The sequence below is a fragment of the Methylorubrum salsuginis genome, assembly GCF_900114375.1.
GTDB lineage: Bacteria > Pseudomonadota > Alphaproteobacteria > Rhizobiales > Beijerinckiaceae > Methylobacterium > Methylobacterium salsuginis.
This window is the reverse complement of record NZ_FOSV01000003.1, coordinates 13,220-27,275: the sequence shown is the minus strand read 5'-3', so window position 1 is coordinate 27,275 and position 14,056 is coordinate 13,220. Positions and strand designations below refer to the sequence as shown.

General features: G+C 70.2%; 14 protein-coding genes and 1 riboswitch. Of the genes, 11 read left to right on the top strand and 3 right to left on the bottom strand.

The features are described 5' to 3' along the window. Positions 1–3: 3 nt before the first annotated feature. The 3 genes from ftsZ to BM140_RS05300 all read left to right on the top strand — a co-directional run bounded on the left by ftsZ (position 4) and on the right by BM140_RS05300 (position 4,107). Positions 4–1,779 (top strand): cell division protein FtsZ, encoded by a 1,776-nt coding sequence (gene ftsZ / locus BM140_RS05310; RefSeq protein WP_091942796.1) that lies wholly within the window; start codon positions 4–6, stop codon positions 1,777–1,779. Positions 1,780–2,116: 337 nt separating this feature from the next. Continuing rightward, the gene (gene lpxC, locus BM140_RS05305) at positions 2,117–3,064 is read left to right on the top strand and encodes a UDP-3-O-acyl-N-acetylglucosamine deacetylase (RefSeq protein WP_091942794.1); all 948 of its coding nucleotides are present in this window, start codon (positions 2,117–2,119) and stop codon (positions 3,062–3,064) included. 164 nt (positions 3,065–3,228) lie between these two features. After that, positions 3,229–4,107 carry an outer membrane protein assembly factor BamD gene (locus BM140_RS05300; RefSeq protein WP_091942791.1) on the top strand — a complete coding sequence of 293 codons (879 nt, stop codon included), beginning with the start codon at positions 3,229–3,231 and terminating at the stop codon, positions 4,105–4,107. Positions 4,108–4,237: 130 nt separating this feature from the next. Here the strand turns inward: BM140_RS05300 and BM140_RS05295 are convergent, their stop codons facing one another. Continuing rightward, on the bottom strand, positions 4,238–5,224 hold the full coding sequence (locus BM140_RS05295; RefSeq protein ID WP_091943297.1) for a glycosyltransferase family 2 protein: 987 nt from the start codon (positions 5,222–5,224) through the stop codon (positions 4,238–4,240). Between the two features lie 311 nt (positions 5,225–5,535). Here BM140_RS05295 and recN point away from each other — a divergent pair, with 311 nt between their 5' ends. From recN to BM140_RS05255, 8 genes are all read left to right on the top strand, one after another. After that, entirely contained in the window at positions 5,536–7,245 is a 1,710-nt protein-coding gene (recN, locus tag BM140_RS05290) for a DNA repair protein RecN (protein WP_091943295.1), read from the top strand. A gap of 96 nt (positions 7,246–7,341) precedes the next feature. Then, a riboswitch (TPP riboswitch) is annotated at positions 7,342–7,464 on the top strand. Between the two features lie 73 nt (positions 7,465–7,537). Further along, positions 7,538–8,752 carry a glycine oxidase ThiO gene (gene thiO, locus BM140_RS05285; protein WP_091942789.1) on the top strand — a complete coding sequence of 405 codons (1,215 nt, stop codon included), beginning with the start codon at positions 7,538–7,540 and terminating at the stop codon, positions 8,750–8,752. Then, positions 8,749–8,961 (top strand): sulfur carrier protein ThiS, encoded by a 213-nt coding sequence (thiS, locus tag BM140_RS05280; RefSeq protein ID WP_091942787.1) that lies wholly within the window; start codon positions 8,749–8,751, stop codon positions 8,959–8,961. Before thiO ends, thiS begins: the two co-directional genes overlap by 4 nt. A 4-nt stretch (positions 8,962–8,965) precedes the next feature. Further along, complete coding sequence (gene thiG, locus BM140_RS05275) at positions 8,966–9,769, top strand: thiazole synthase (protein WP_091942784.1); 804 nt, start codon at positions 8,966–8,968, stop codon at positions 9,767–9,769. After that, complete coding sequence (locus BM140_RS05270) at positions 9,766–10,395, top strand: thiamine phosphate synthase (RefSeq protein ID WP_244535306.1); 630 nt, start codon at positions 9,766–9,768, stop codon at positions 10,393–10,395. The genes thiG and BM140_RS05270 overlap by 4 nt, the downstream gene beginning before the upstream one ends. 137 nt (positions 10,396–10,532) lie before the next feature. Further along, entirely contained in the window at positions 10,533–11,330 is a 798-nt protein-coding gene (locus tag BM140_RS05265; RefSeq protein WP_091942782.1) for an inositol monophosphatase family protein, read from the top strand. Positions 11,331–11,582: 252 nt separating this feature from the next. After that, entirely contained in the window at positions 11,583–12,128 is a 546-nt protein-coding gene (locus BM140_RS05260) for an adenine phosphoribosyltransferase (protein ID WP_091942780.1), read from the top strand. Positions 12,129–12,257: 129 nt separating this feature from the next. Then, the gene (locus tag BM140_RS05255) at positions 12,258–12,848 is read left to right on the top strand and encodes a PepSY domain-containing protein (protein WP_091942778.1); all 591 of its coding nucleotides are present in this window, start codon (positions 12,258–12,260) and stop codon (positions 12,846–12,848) included. A gap of 191 nt (positions 12,849–13,039) precedes the next feature. On the opposite strand, the gene purQ is transcribed toward BM140_RS05255, so the two are convergent. Both purQ and purS read right to left on the bottom strand, forming a co-directional pair. After that, a complete protein-coding gene (purQ, locus tag BM140_RS05250; RefSeq protein WP_091942776.1) occupies positions 13,040–13,720 on the bottom strand; it encodes a phosphoribosylformylglycinamidine synthase subunit PurQ in 681 nt (226 codons plus the stop codon). Continuing rightward, positions 13,720–13,959: a phosphoribosylformylglycinamidine synthase subunit PurS gene (gene purS / locus BM140_RS05245; RefSeq protein ID WP_091943291.1), complete on the bottom strand. Its 240-nt coding sequence runs from the start codon at positions 13,957–13,959 to the stop codon at positions 13,720–13,722. Before purS ends, purQ begins: the two co-directional genes overlap by 1 nt. Between the last annotated feature and the right edge of the window lie 97 nt (positions 13,960–14,056).

The window sequence follows — 14,056 nt, the reverse complement described above, 5'->3', positions numbered from 1 at the left end:
CAAATGGCCATCTCTCTTCAGGCTCCGGACATCCGGGAACTCAAGCCCCGCATCACCGTCTTCGGCGTCGGCGGCGCGGGCGGCAACGCCGTCAACAACATGATCGAGTCCGGCCTGCTGGGCTGCGAATTCGTCGTGGCCAACACCGACGCCCAGGCGCTCACCTCCTCGAAGGCCGAGCGGGTGATCCAGATGGGCATCGGCGTCACGCAGGGTCTCGGCGCCGGCTCGCACCCGGAAGTCGGCTCGGCGGCCGCCGAAGAGGTGATCGACGAGATCCGCGACCAGCTCTCAGGCGCGCATATGTGCTTCATCACCGCCGGCATGGGCGGCGGCACCGGCACCGGCGCGGCCCCGGTCATCGCCCGCGCGGCGCGGGATATGGGCATCCTCACCGTCGGCGTCGTGACCAAGCCGTTCCAGTTCGAGGGCATGCGCCGGATGCGCACGGCCGAGGCCGGCATCCAGGAGCTTCAGGCCGCGGTCGATACCCTGATCGTGATCCCGAACCAGAACCTGTTCCGCGTCGCCAACGAGAAGACCACCTTCGCCGACGCCTTCGCGATGGCCGACCAGGTGCTCTATTCGGGCGTGGCCTGCATCACCGACCTGATGGTCAAGGAAGGCCTGATCAACCTCGACTTCGCCGACGTGCGCGCGATCATGCGCGGCATGGGCAAGGCGATGATGGGCACCGGCGAGGCGTCCGGCGAGAACCGCGCCAACCGCGCCGCGGAAGCCGCCATCGCCAACCCGCTCCTCGACGAGGTGTCGATGAAGGGCGCCCGCGGCCTGCTGATCTCGATCACCGGCGGCTCGGACCTCACCCTCTACGAACTCGACGAGGCCGCCACCCGCATCCGCGAGGAGGTCGATCAGGACGCCAACATCATCCTCGGCGCCACCTTCGACGAGAGCCTCGACGGCATCATCCGCGTGTCGGTGGTGGCCACCGGCATCGAGCCGGCGCTGATCTCGGCCGATTCGCCGAACAACCCGGAGATCGCCCAGACCGAGCAGCGCATCGCCGAGGTGGCCGAGCGCCTGCGCGCCGAAGCCCGCGCCCGGGCCTCGGCCGCGCTCTCGCCCGCCAGCCAGACCGCCGCCCCGCTTCACGCCCAGCGCCCGGCCCCCGAGCCGGTGCGGGCGGCCGAGCCGGCGCCGGCCCCCGCCCCGCGTCCGGTGATGCCGGAGGCGGTCGCCCCCGAGCCGATCCGTGCCGAGACCTTTCGCCCCGAGCCGGCTTCGGTGATGCACCACCACGACGTGATGCTGACCCAGGCGCCCGCCCGCGTCGCCGCCCCGGCCTACGAGCCGCCGGCGCCGGTCGCTCCGGTGCAGGACGCCGCGCCGCTCGGTGCCGGCCCCTACGTGCCCCCGCGTCCGCAGCTCGCCCGCCCGCCGCGCATGCCGCAGATCTCGGACCTGCCGCCCCACACCCAGGCGCAGATCCTCAAGAGCCGCGGCGACGAGCAGCCGGCGGAGCCCGCCCCGGACTCCAAGCGCATGACCCTGCTGCGCCGTCTCGCCACCGTCGGCTTCGGCGGACGCCGCGAGGAGGCCGAGGCGGCCCCGATGCCGGCCCCCCGCGCCGCCGCGCCGGCCCCGTCGATCCCGGCGCCCCGCGTCGAGCATGCGGTACGCGCGCCGGCCCCCCAGGCGCCGCAATACCGCCCGGCGGCCGGCAACCTCGACCCGCAGGGTCGCGCGCTGCCGCCGCGGATGATGGAGGACGATCAGCTGGAGATTCCGGCCTTCCTGCGCCGTCAGGCGAACTGAGAAGCGTCGCCGTGATGGTCTGACGCCGCGCGTCAGCCGTCACTGGGATATTTCGGCCACAGACCCGGGACCGTAAGGTCCCGGGTTTAGCTGCTTGTTAACGCCCTGCCGATAAAAGGCTTTTCAGAGATCGTGGCGAAACCGTGGCTGTAACAGATCGTAAGAATCCGTGATTTGGCCGAGGTGTGCGCCGCAGCTATACACCTCTCCGGAACGACGAAAGGCGCGAACGGCGGTCACAGCCGGAGCGCCCGCAGGGGCTTCAAGCAGCGGACGGACTTCACGCATCGTGCCTCCACAAGGGGTCGCGCGAAGGATCCTGGCCGAGGGCTAAGGTATGCGGACGAACCAACAAACAACCATCAAGGCGTCCGTGACCCTCACGGGGATCGGCGTCCACTCCGGGAACCCGGCGGAGATCGTTCTCCATCCCGCTCCCGCCAATCACGGCATCGCCTTCCTCCGCACCGGGACGCCCACCGGCAACGACCGGCTCATCAAGGCCCATTACGCCTGCGTCTCCGCCACCGAACTCTGCACCGTCATCGGTGACAACGAGACCGGCGCCGTCGCCACCATCGAGCACCTGATGTCCGCCCTCTACGGGCTCGGCATTGACAACGCTCTGGTCGAGATCGACGGACCCGAGATGCCGATCCTCGACGGCAGCGCCCGCCTCTTCGTCCAAGCGATCGACGGCGTCGGCGTCACCACCTGCGGCGCCCCGCGCCGCTGGATCAAGGTGCTCCAGCCGGTCCGGATCGAGCAGGGCCGCGCCTTCGCCGAACTCCGCCCGCTCGACCGCGGCTTCCGCCTCGACGTCGAGATCGACTTCGAATCCCCGGTGATCGGCCGCTCGCGCAAGGCGATGGACCTGACGCCCGCCGCCTACCGCAAGGAGATCGCGGGCGCCCGCACCTTCGGCATGATGAAGGACGTCGAGCGCTACTGGAAAGCCGGCTTCGCGCTGGGCGCCTCCCTCGACAACACGGTCGCCGTCGGCGAAACCGCGGTCGTCAACCCCGAGGGCCTGCGCTATCCGGACGAGTTCGTCCGCCACAAGTTCCTCGATGCCGTCGGCGACCTCGCGCTGGCCGGCCTTCCGATCCAGGGCGCCTACCGCTCCTATTGCGGCGGCCACCGCATGAATGTCGGCATCCTCCAGGCCCTGTTCGCCGACCGCGCGAACTACGCCATCGTCGAGGGCCAGGGCACCCGCCGCGAGCCCGCTCGGGCCGAGTACGGCACCGCCCTCGGTCTGGCCGCCTTCGCCGCCGAACTGTAACCGCCAAGACACAGGTCCGCCGCTCCGGCGCGCCGCACGGGATTCCTTAACGTCTCGTCGGAACCTGCCGCTTTCGCGCCAGAATCGGACTTCAACGCTAGAGCCTGCGCGTAGGACGCGTGCCGCTCCCGAAGTGGCCCGTGCCTGACAGGGATTTGACCGCGATGCCTCTGACCTTCCCGACCCGTGGCGCGATGGCGGCCGTGCTCCTCAGCCTCGGGGTCGGCCTCGGCGGCTGCGACGCCCTCGACCCGACGAACCTGTTCGCCGAGAAGTACAAGCCCGAGGTGGTCGCCGACACGCCGGCCGACAAGCTGTACAGCGACGGCCTCGCCAAGATGGAGGACCGCGACTTCGATGGCGCGGCCAAGTCCTTCGATCAGCTCGACAAGCAGTATTCCTATTCCGACTGGTCGCGCAAAGCGCTGCTGATGACCGCCTACTCGAACTACGAAGGCGCGAAGTACGACGACGCGATCAACGCCTCGAAGCGCTATCTCCAGCGCCATCCCGCCAGCAAGGATGCGGCCTACGCCCAGTACCTGATGGCGATGTCGCAATATAAGCAGATCCCGGACGCGACCCGCGATCAGGAGCGCTCGGAGCGCGCCCTCGTGGCCCTGACCGAACTCGTCCAGAAATACCCGAATTCCGAATACGCCACCGACGCCAAGGCCAAGATCCAGATCACCCGCGACCAGCTCGCGGCGAAAGAGATGGAGATCGGCCGCTTCTACCTCGAGAAGCGCTCGTTTCCGGCGGCGATCAACCGCTTCCGCGACGTGATCTCGAAGTACCAGACCACTCGCCACACCGAGGAGGCGCTGGAGCGTCTGGTCGAGGCCTACATGGCGCTCGGCATCACCGGCGAGGCGCAGAACGCCGCGGCCGTGCTCGGCCACAACTTCCCGGACAGCCCCTGGTACAAGGACGCCTACGCGCTCCTGCAGACCGGCGGCCTGGAGCCCCGCGAGGAGAAGGGCTCCTGGCTGAGCCGCGCCTTCCGCAGCGTGACGGGCCAGAAGACCGCCTCGGCGGATTAACGATCGGGCCTCGTCCCGAAAGCCGGCCCGCCTCTGAGGCGCGGCCGGCTTTTTTGGTTGGAGCATCGGCCCGGAAGGTGGAAACAGGCTTTCGGGAACGAGCCGAGGCGGCACGATCCGCGAGCGTCTCTCAGAACAGCCGGTCGATGCGCCGTTCGATGCTCTCCGAATGCGCCCTCGCCTCCGGCACCGCGTCCAGAAGCTCGCCGTAGCGGGTCGTCACCGCCGAGAGATAGCCGACGAGCGCCCGGACCGCCTGCATCTCGGGATCGTAGGGCGGCGTGTAGCGCAGGGGCCCGCCGCGGTAATCCATCGGATCGTTCACGGCGTTGCGGCCCTCGTTCTTGCGGGTCAGGAAGGCCTCGGAGCGCAAAAGTTTGTGCGGCCGGTCCCGCAGCAGCTCGAACGGGCCGCGATAATGCCCATTGAACCCTTGGGCGCGGGCATGCTCCCCGGCCGATAGGACCTTGGCCCAGCCGCGTACGAACTTGGTGACGTATTGGGCGGGGTTCCGCTCCGAGAAATGGGCGATCCAGGCCCGCTCCTCGGTCACCACCTTGCCGGTGCTCTCTGGGGGCAGCTGCACGCCGTGCTGCCCCTCGACCACCAGCCCCTTCTCCTTGGCGAGCCGCCAGCTGACGATGACCTTGTAATCCTTCGACACCTCTGCGCGATGGGTGATGCGGCGCGGCACGATCCGCTCGGAGGCGTCGTCCTTCCGGGTGTAGTTGTAATGGGCCCAGGGCAGGCGGACCGCCACGACGTTCTCGCGCGAGTTCTCCAACGCGGCGAGGGTGGCCCGCAACCCGCCGGGCAGGCCGCGCTCGTCGTAGAACTCGTCCCCGTCGAGACAGGCGACCCAGTCGGCATCGTGCTGGCGGACGGCTTGGTCGTAGAGCCAGTTGTTCATGTCCCGCTCCGAGAAGCAGATCGAAGGGGACCGGTAGACCGTCAGCGGCAGGCCTTCCGCGGCCAGCGATTTCAGCACCTCGATCGTGCCGTCGCAGCTGCCGTTGTCCAGGACGATGTGGTGATCGACGAAGGCCGCACTGTGCCGGATGAACGCCTCGATGATGTCGACCTCATCGAGGATGCGGCTGACGGCGACGATACGCATGAACGTCTTCCCTCCGCCGATGGGCGGATTCCGGTCGGTTGCGGCTTCCTCGGTCTCCCCGTCCTCGGCCGTTTCGCTCGGTCTCGCGGCGCCCATCGTGCCGGATCGAAAGCGACCGCGATGGGGAGCTTCGTGACGGACGCTCAGAGACACCAAGTCCGGGACCGGATCAACCGGAGCGGTGCCGCGCGGGGCGGTGCGCGCGCCGTCCCGGCCCCGCGACCCGGCGCCCCTTACTTTCCGGGTGAAGTTCCGGCCGCTTGCGGCTACACCGGCCCGAATTCCCGTTCATGGGCCCCGGCGCCGCCTGCATGCTCGTCCAGCTCGCGATCCGCGACATCGTTCTGATCGACAAGCTCGACCTCGCCTTTTCCGGGGGGCTCACGGTCCTCACCGGCGAGACCGGCGCGGGCAAGTCGATCCTCCTCGACGCTTTCGCTCTCGCCCTCGGCGGACGCGGCGATGGCGGGCTCGTGCGCCACGGCGAGGCGCAGGGCGGCGTCACCGCGGTGTTCGACGTGGCCCTGGATCACCCCGCCCGCGCCATCGCGGCCTCGGCCGAGATCGACACCGACGGCGACCTGATCCTGCGCCGCACCCAGTTCGCCGACGGGCGCACCCGCGCCTTCGTCAACGACCAGCCGGTCGGCGTGCAGACCATGCGGGCGATCGGCACGGCGCTCGTGGAGATCCACGGCCAGCACGACGACCGGGCGCTCGCCGACCCCACCACCCACCGCGCCATCCTCGACGCCTTCGGCGGCCTGCAAGGGCCGCTCGCTTCGGTCGCGGCGGCGGCCAAGCGCGTGCGCGCCGCCCGCACGGCGCTCACCGAGCAGCGCGCCCGCGTGGAAGCCGCGCAGAAGGAGGCCGACTTCCTGCGCCACGCGGTGGAGGAACTCGGCGCCCTCGATCCGCAGGCCGGCGAGGAGGCGAGTCTGGCCGAGCGCCGCACCCTGATGCAGCAGGGCGAGAAGGTGGCCCGCGAGCTGAACGAGGCGCTCGACCTCGTCGGCGGCTCGGGCTCGATGGTGCCGCACCTGTCGTCCGCCGTGCGCAAGCTGGAGCGCCGCGCCGCCACCGTGCCGAGCCTGGTCGAGCCGAGCATCGCGGCCCTCGACGCGGCGCTGACCGCGCTGGACGAGGCCCGCACGGCGCTCGACGCGGCGGTGCTCGCCGCCGAGTTCGATCCGCGTGAGCTGGAGCGGGTCGAGGAGCGGCTGTTCGCCCTGCGCGCCGCCTCGCGCAAATACGCGGTGCCGGCCGACGACCTCGCCGACCTGCGCAGCCGCTACGACGCCGACGTCGCCGCGCTCGACGCGGGCGAGAAGGCACTTTCGGGTTTGGAGGCCGAGCAGAACGCGGCGGAAGCCGCCTACGCGGCAGCCGCGAAAAAACTCGGCGACGGGCGCCGCCGCGCCGCCAAGGCGCTCGACGCCGCGGTCCAGGCCGAGCTGCCGCCGCTGAAGCTGGAGGGCGCCCGCTTCATCACCCAGATCAGCGTCGACGAGACCTCGCGCGACGCCGCCGGCACCGAGCGGGTCGAGTTCTGGGCCCAGACCAATCCGGGCACCCGCGCCGGCCCGATGATGAAGGTCGCCTCCGGCGGCGAACTCTCGCGCTTCATGCTGGCGCTCAAGGTCGTGCTCGCCGGCAAGGGCTCGGCCCCGACGCTGATCTTCGACGAGATCGACACCGGCCTCGGCGGCGCGGTGGCCGACGCCATCGGCGCCCGCCTCGGGCGGCTCGCCGCGCAGGTTCAGGTGGTGGCCGTCACCCACGCCCCCCAGGTGGCGGCGCGGGCCGGCACGCATTTCCGCATCGCCAAGGATACCGTGAAGGATGCCGTGAAGGGGGCGGCCAGGGCGAAGGGCAAGGCCGAGGAGCGTGTTACCACCCGGGTCGTCGGCCTCGCCGCGGAGGCGCGCCGGGAGGAGATCGCCCGGATGCTGGCCGGCGCCACCATCACCGACGAGGCCCGCGCGGCTGCGGCGCGCCTGCTTCAGGGGGCCGAGGGCTGAGGGGCGACGGCCGGGCCGATCGGCGCCCCGCGTGACAGCGACACGATCCCGTTGTGACGGGGGATTGACCCGCGGCGCCCGTGGGCCCACATCGAAAATCGTTCCAGGGAGATCCCCGCCAAGGGGCTGAGAAACCGCTAGAGCCGTCACCGGCAGCGCGGAAATCCTTCGAACCTGATCCGGCTCATACCGGCGTAGGGATTGGACCTGAAGGGTTGCCGCGAGGCGGACCCGCTTCATCGGAAGCGCACGGTATCCAGTTCCTGCGGGCAACCCCGCGGACGGCGTAGCGATGTCCGAGACCTTGATTTCCCCGTTCGAGCGGCGGCGCGGCCTCGACGCGCGCCCTCGCTTCGCAACTCTGCCTCCGCGCGCCGATGTCGTCGTGGTCGGCGGCGGGCTGATCGGCCTGTCGATCGCGTGGCGGCTGGCGCAAGGCCGCCGCTCCGTCGCGGTGATCGAGCGTGGCCGCGTCGGCGACGGCGCGAGCCTCGCCGCCACCGGCATGCTGGCGCCGGCCGCCGAGCACGAGCCCGGCTCCGACCACCTGCTGCCGCTGGCGCTCGAATCGCTGCATCGCTGGCCGGGTTTTCGCGATGCGCTTCGGGCAGCATCGGGCACCGATATCGATTATCGCGAGGACGGCACCGTGGTGCTGGCGGTCGGCCGCGACGAGGTCGAGCGCCTGCGCTTCCGTTACGATCTCCAGAAACGTTCCGGCGTCGCCGCCGAGTGGCTGAGCGGCCCCCAGGTCCGCGCCCGCGAGCCGTTGCTGCGCCCGAACGTGACCGCGGGCATCCTCTGTCCGCTGGACGCCCAGGTCGATCCCCGCCTCGTCATGGCGGCCCTGCTGCGCGCCTGCGAGGCAGCGGGCGTTGATATCATCGAGGAAACCGCGGTCGATGGCCTGGAGCGCCGCGGCGGCCGGGTCGTCGGGGTGCGGGCCGGTGAGACCACGATCTCCGCCGAAACGGTGATTCTCGCCGCCGGCGCCTGGAGCGGGCAGCCCGGGCTGCTGCCCGATGGCCTCGCTCTCCCGGTTCGGCCGCTCAAGGGGCAGTCGCTGGCGCTCCGCACCACGCGGCGCACCGGCACGCTCTCCGGCATGGTCTGGACCGCCGAGGTCCACATGGCGCCGAAGGGCGATGGCGGGCTCATCGTCGGCGCCACGGTGGAGGATTGCGGTTTCAAGCCCGGCGTCACAGCGGGCGGCCTGTTCGCCTTGCTCGAAGGGGCGCGACGTATCCTGCCGGGCGTCGAGGAGATGGAGGTCGAGGCGGTGTGGAGCGGCTTCCGCCCGACCTCGGACGACGACGCGCCGATCATCGAGGAGGCCGCCCGCGGCCTCGTCGTCGCCACCGGCCACCACCGCAACGGATACCTGCTGGCGCCGGCCACCGCCGACGCCGTCGCCGCCCTGGTTCAGGACGGTGCGCTGCCGGACTTCGCCCGCGGCTTCGGCCGGGCGCGCTTCCCATCGACGGGCGAGGGGAGGGCCGTCGCATGAGGCTGACCGTCAACGGAGAGGCCTGCGAGCGGGAGGCTTCGGATCTCGCCGCCCTGTTCGCCGCGGAGGCCGAGGAGCGGGGCATCGAGAGCCCCGAAGGCATCGCCATCGCGGTCAACGGCCGCGTCGTGCGCCGCGCCGCCTGGGGGCAGACGACGATCAACGAGGGCGACCGCATCGAGATCGTCCGCGCCATGCAGGGAGGCTGAGGCCATGAACCATCACGACACCACGCTGCATCCCGCTCTCGCCGACGACGCCCTGGAGATCGCGGGCGTTCGACTGAGTTCGCGCCTGTTCATCGGCACCGCGGGCTATCCGAGCCAGGAGATCATGGCGCAATCGGTGCGCGCCTCGGGCGCCGAGGTCGTCACCGCCTCGATCCGCCGGGTCTCGCTCCAGGGCCACGGCTCGGACACGTTCCAGAAGCTCAAAGGGGCCCGCTTCCTGCCCAACACCGCCGGCTGCGAGACGGCGCGGGACGCGATCATGACCGCCGAGCTCGCCCGCGAGGCGCTGGGGACCGACTGGATCAAGGTCGAGGTGATCGGCGACCGCGAGACGCTCTACCCGGACGTCACCGAGCTGATGGAGGCCTGCCGCCACCTCGTGGACGACGGCTTCACCGTGCTGCCCTATTGCAACGACGATCCCGTCATCTGCGAGCGGCTCGCCGACATCGGCTGCGCCGCGGTGATGCCGATGGGCTCGCTGATCGGCTCCGGCATGGGCATCGCCAACCCGGCCAACATCGAACTCATCTGCCGTCGGGCCAAGGTGCCGGTGATCGTCGATGCCGGCATCGGCACCGCCTCGGATGCGGTGATCGCCATGGAACTCGGGGCGGCGGCCTGCCTCATCAACACCGCGGTCGCCAAGGCGGACGATCCGGTGCGGATGGCGGGCGCCATGCGCCACGCCGTCGAGGCGGGCCGTCTCGCGCATCTCGCCGGCCGCATCCCCCGCCGCGGCCGGGCCGAGCCGTCGAGCCCACAGCTCGGCCTCGTCGGATCGTGACCGGCCTCGGCCTGCCGCCGCTCCTCGTCGTCACCGACCGGCACGGCGCGCCTCGGCCGCTCGCCGAGACGGTGCGGGCGGCGGTGTCGGGCGGCGCCCGCTTCGTCTGGCTGCGCGACCGCGACCTCGACCGCGCGGCCCGCCGGGCCTTCGCCCTCGATGTTTTGGCCGCTTTGGCGCCTCTCGGTGGACGTCTCGTCATCGGGGGCGATGTCGCGCTCGCCGCGGAAACGGGTGCCCACGGCGTCCATCTCGGCGGCGCGGCGACGGCGGCGGACATCGCGCAGGCGCGGGCCGCGCTCGGTCCGAAGGCCCCGATCGGCGTCTCGGCACATAGCCCCACTGAGGTCGCCGCCGCGGCGGAAGCCGGTGCCGACTACGCGACCCTGAGCCCGATCTTTCCGACCGCCAGCAAGCCCGGCTACGGCCCGGCCCTGGGCCTCTCTGCCCTCGAAGCCTGCCGCGGCCTGCCGATCCCGGTCTTCGCGCTCGGCGGCGTCGGGGCGGCGCAGGCACCCGCCTGCCTCGGCGCGGGCGCGGCCGGGATCGCCGTGATGGGCGGGCTGATGCGCGCGGCCGATTCCGAGGCCGAAACCCGCATTCTGCTGCAAACCCTCGCCGGCTGAGGCCTTTTGCGGTCTCGCGACATGCCCGATCTGCGGAAGAGCCATGGCATGCGGCGCCAACCCGTATAGAACCGGGCCGAGAATCATTTCCCCGCTATCCAAAGAGCGCGCCCGTCCGGGGCCCTGAGCCGAATCGCATGATCAACTCTCCCCTCATGACCGTGATGGTCGATGCCGTGCGCAAGGCCGCCCGCGGGCTCAAGCGCGATTTCGGCGAGATCGAGAATCTTCAGGTCTCGCGGAAAGGCCCCGGCAACTTCGTCTCCGCCGCCGACCGGAAGGCCGAGGAGGTGCTGAAGGAGGCGCTGATGAAGGCGCGTCCCGGCTACGGCCTCATCCTGGAAGAGACCGGCAACATCGAGGGCACCGACAAGAGCCACACCTGGCACGTCGATCCCCTCGACGGCACCACCAACTTCCTCCACGGCATCCCGCATTTCGCGATCTCGGTCGGGCTGGAGCGCGACGGGCAGATCGTGGCCGGCGTGATCTACGATCCGATCAAGGACGAGCTGTTCATCGCCGAGCGCGGCAAGGGCGCCTATCTCAACAACCGCCGCCTGCGCGTCTCCGGCCGCCAGGATTTCGCCGACGCCCTGGTCGCCTACGGCACCCCCTATCTCGGCCGCGGCAGCCACGGGCGCCTGCTCAAGGAAGTCGCCGCCGTGATGGCGGTCTCCGGCGGCACCCGTCGCTTCGGCTCGGCGGCGCTCGATCTCGCCTACGTCGCCTGCGGCCGCACCGATCTCTACTGGGAGCGCGATCTCCAGACCTGGGACATCGCGGCGGGCATCATCCTCGTGCGCGAGGCCGGCGGGTTCGTCTCCAGCGCCGATGGCGGCGCCGAGCCGCTGGCCGCCCGCTCGGTCGCCTGCGGCAACGAAGTGTTGCAACGGGAGCTGGTCGCGCTGCTGCGGAAGGCCAACGCGTCCTGAGCGCCACCGCCGTCATTCCGGGGCCGCGCAGCGGAACCCGGAATCCACGACGGGCCGCGACCCCGACCGAAGCCGCGCATCACGGGTGGATTCCGGGTTCTCGCCTTCGGCGAGCCCCGGAATGACGGCGGTGGCGGGTAAGGCTCGGATCGCTTCAGCGTTTCGGCAACGCGACCTTTCCCCGGCCGCTGGCCCTCCACGCCGCCATCTGATCTAACCCGCGGCAAGTCTTCGAAAAAAGCGAGTCCGAGCATGGAAGCCCGCCGCCACTCCGCCCTCAAGGAATCGATCCGCTCGATTCCCGATTACCCGAAGCCCGGCATCATATTCCGCGACATCACCACCCTGTTGAGCGACCCGCGGGCGTTCCGGCGGGCGGTCGATTCGCTGGTGCATCCCTTCGCGGGCGGGCGGATCGATCAGGTGGCCGGCATCGAGGCGCGCGGCTTCATCCTCGGCGGCGCGGTGGCGCACCAGCTCTCGTCGGGCTTCGTGCCGATCCGCAAGAAGGGCAAGCTGCCCCACAAGACCGTCTCGACCGCCTACGCCCTCGAATACGGCACCGACGAGATCGAGATTCACGTGGACGCCATCCGCCCCGGCGACCGGGTGATTTTGGTGGACGACCTCATCGCCACCGGCGGCACGGCGACCGCGGCGGTGAACCTTCTGCGCCAGCTCGGCGCCGAGGTGGTGGCCGCCTGCTTCGTCATCGACCTGCCGGAGATCGGTGGCGCCCAGCGCCTGCGCGACCTCGGCGTGACCGTCCGCACCCTCATGGAGTTCGAGGGACACTGAACTTGCTGCGTAAGCGGCAAAAGGTTCCCTATCCTATGTAAAATCCTGTTGTTGCTGCGCGGCAACCAACGGGCGGGATTGGCGTTTCCAGCGACCCGATAAGGGCCTCGCCAGAAGGAAAGTCCCGCCATGTTCACGCGTTTGACCACCGCCGCCGCCCTCGTGGCGCTCTCCGCCGGCTTCGCTTCGGCCCAGACCAACACGACCACCACGGCTCCGGCCGACAAGCCCGCCGCCTCCGGCACGGCGACGGCCGCCGGCAAGGACATGAAGGAGTGGCAGGCCGCTCCGCTCGCCAAGACCAGCCTCGCCACGGCGATCGCCACCGCCGAGGGCAAGGAAGCCGGCGGTCGCGCCATCGACGCCGACTTCGAACTCGCCGACGGCAAGAACCCGGCTCATTACAGCATCAAGGTCGTCTATCCCGACGGCAAGCTGGTCGAGCACGGCATCAACGCCGACACCGGTGAGCTCTACAAGAGCGAGAACCAGCCGTTCGAGCGTTACTTCACCCGCCTGAAGGTGGCCGACTTCAACAACGCCAAGGTTTCTCTGAAGGACGCGCTGAAAATCGCCGAGCAGAAGGCCGGCGGCGGCAAGGCCTACGAGGCCGAGGTCGAGCGCGAGGGCAACGCGGTCGAGTACGAGATCTCGGTGGCGCTCCCCGACGGTTCGAAGGAGATCAAGGTCGGTCCGGACGGCGTCGCGAAGGCCGACTGATTTTTCCGCCATTGCAAGCGGAGCGAAGCAATCCAGCGGCGCGACCTCTCCGGAGCGTTCGGAGCCCTGGATTGCTTCGGCTCCGCCTCGCAATGGCGGCGTGAGGGGAAATCGACGCGTTCCAGCCCTTGCCCGAAGGCAACAAAAAAGCTCCTCCCGCGAGGGAGGAGCTTTTTTCGTCGAGATGAGGCTTACGCAGCGAGGCTGTCGAACAACCCGCGTCCGTCGGTGCCGCCGACCAGATCGTCCACGAAGTTCTCCGGATGGGGCATCATGCCGAGCACGTTGCGCTGCTCCGAATAGATGCCGGCGATGGAGTTGAGCGAGCCGTTGCGGTTGGCGTCCTCGGTGAGGGTGCCGGCGGCGTCGCAGTAGCGGAAGGCGACGCGGCCCTCGCCCTCGAGCCGGGCCAGCGTGTCGGCATCGGCGAAGTAGTTGCCCTCGCCATGCGCCACGCAGACATCGATCACCTGGCCCTTGCGATAGGCCGAGGCGAAGCGGGTGTCGGTCTGCTCGACCCGCAGGAACTGCCGGTGGCAGATGAAGCGGCGCTGGACGTTGCGCATCAGCACCCCGGGCAGCAGGCCCGATTCGCACAGGATCTGGAAGCCGTTGCAGATGCCGAGCACGAGCCCGCCGCGGGCCGCGTGCGCCCGCACCGCGTCCATGGCGGCGGCGCGCCCCGCGATGGCGCCGCAGCGCAGGTAATCGCCGTAGGAGAAGCCGCCGGGGACGACGGCGAGGTCGGTGCCGGCGGGAAGCTCGGTCTCGGCGTGCCAGACCTTGACGACGTCGGCGCCGGAGCGGGTCAGGGCCCGGGCGACGTCGCCGTCGCGGTTCGAGCCGGGGAAGACGACGACGGCCGCGCGCATCAGGCGATCTCGATCGTGTAGTTCTCGACCACGGTGTTCGCGAGCAGCTTCTCGCAGGCTGCCTTCAGCGTCGCCTCGGCCTGCTCCCGGTTCTCGGAGGCGATCTCGAGGTCGAACACCTTGCCCTGGCGGACACCCGAGACGTCGTCGATGCTCAGCGACTTCAGCGCCGCCTCGATCGCCTTACCCTGAGGGTCGAGGACGCCGGACTTCAAGGTGACGACGATGCGGGCTTTCATGATGGGCACTCGGTTGAGATACGCGACGGATGCCGGTTCGTCGGCACCGGGGAAGAGCGGAGAACCTCTGAGGCGCGAACGGACGACGGTTGCGCGA

Bases quoted from the DNA above. Each gene is read 5' to 3' on its own strand.
- thiO (WP_091942789.1), top strand. From the start codon at position 7,538: ATGTCCGAGACCTTGATTTCCCCGTTCGAGCGGCGGCGCGGCCTCGAC.
- purQ (WP_091942776.1), bottom strand. From the start codon at position 13,720: ATGCGCGCGGCCGTCGTCGTCTTCCCCGGCTCGAACCGCGACGGCGAC.
- purS (WP_091943291.1), bottom strand. From the start codon at position 13,959: ATGAAAGCCCGCATCGTCGTCACCTTGAAGTCCGGCGTCCTCGACCCT.
- BM140_RS05265 (WP_091942782.1), top strand. From the start codon at position 10,533: ATGATCAACTCTCCCCTCATGACCGTGATGGTCGATGCCGTGCGCAAG.
- thiG (WP_091942784.1), top strand. From the start codon at position 8,966: ATGAACCATCACGACACCACGCTGCATCCCGCTCTCGCCGACGACGCC.
- thiS (WP_091942787.1), top strand. From the start codon at position 8,749: ATGAGGCTGACCGTCAACGGAGAGGCCTGCGAGCGGGAGGCTTCGGAT.
- lpxC (WP_091942794.1), top strand. From the start codon at position 2,117: ATGCGGACGAACCAACAAACAACCATCAAGGCGTCCGTGACCCTCACG.
- BM140_RS05295 (WP_091943297.1), bottom strand. From the start codon at position 5,224: ATGCGTATCGTCGCCGTCAGCCGCATCCTCGATGAGGTCGACATCATC.
- ftsZ (WP_091942796.1), top strand. From the start codon at position 4: ATGGCCATCTCTCTTCAGGCTCCGGACATCCGGGAACTCAAGCCCCGC.
- BM140_RS05300 (WP_091942791.1), top strand. From the start codon at position 3,229: ATGCCTCTGACCTTCCCGACCCGTGGCGCGATGGCGGCCGTGCTCCTC.
- BM140_RS05260 (WP_091942780.1), top strand. From the start codon at position 11,583: ATGGAAGCCCGCCGCCACTCCGCCCTCAAGGAATCGATCCGCTCGATT.
- recN (WP_091943295.1), top strand. From the start codon at position 5,536: ATGCTCGTCCAGCTCGCGATCCGCGACATCGTTCTGATCGACAAGCTC.
- BM140_RS05255 (WP_091942778.1), top strand. From the start codon at position 12,258: ATGTTCACGCGTTTGACCACCGCCGCCGCCCTCGTGGCGCTCTCCGCC.